Origin of the sequence: Staphylococcus sp. GDY8P57P (genome assembly GCF_017892585.1) — a bacterium.
Classification (GTDB): Bacteria; Bacillota; Bacilli; order Staphylococcales; family Staphylococcaceae; genus Staphylococcus; species Staphylococcus borealis.
The window spans coordinates 1-516 of the sequence record NZ_JAESLK010000130.1 but is presented as its reverse complement, the minus strand read 5'-3'; the positions used below and the strand labels follow the sequence as shown (position 1 = coordinate 516).

The 516-nt window shown below is 29.8% G+C and carries 1 protein-coding gene; it reads left to right on the top strand.

Translation table 11 applies throughout. The features are described 5' to 3' along the window. Positions 1-141 precede the first annotated feature (141 nt). Positions 142-516: Rep family protein (locus KA878_RS13940; protein ID WP_281059646.1), on the top strand; the 375-nt coding region annotated here is incomplete at its 3' end.

Genomic DNA, 516 nt, shown 5'->3' with positions numbered 1-516 from the left:
GGATTATCGAAATCAGCTGTTATAACAGTAGCATTAGAAAATTATCAGAAAGGAGGAAATTGAACATAAAAAAGAGCGTTCAATTGGCAGTAGAACGCTCGATAAAATAGGTATGGTTTATGTTCAACAAAATTATACATTATGGATAAGAAAAAGACAAAAGCAAGAAACTTTATGTTTATTTTATACCCTGAAAGCATGCCTGATAATTGGGAAGAATGTATGGAAAAGATTGGTGTGCCAATGGCAGTTAGTCCTTTACATGATAGTGATGTCAGTGAACTTCAATATGAAAGCATGTTAACTGAAGATAAAAAGATAATTGATAATGGTGGTATAGTTTATAAAAAACCTCATTATCACGTTATTTATATTGCTAAAAATCCTGTGACGATAGAAAGTGTTAGAAATAAAGTTAAGCGTCATTTAGGTAATAGTTCAGTTTCTCATATAGAAATAATAGATAATATTGAAAGCATGTATAAGTATTTAACTCATGAAAGTAAAGACGCTATT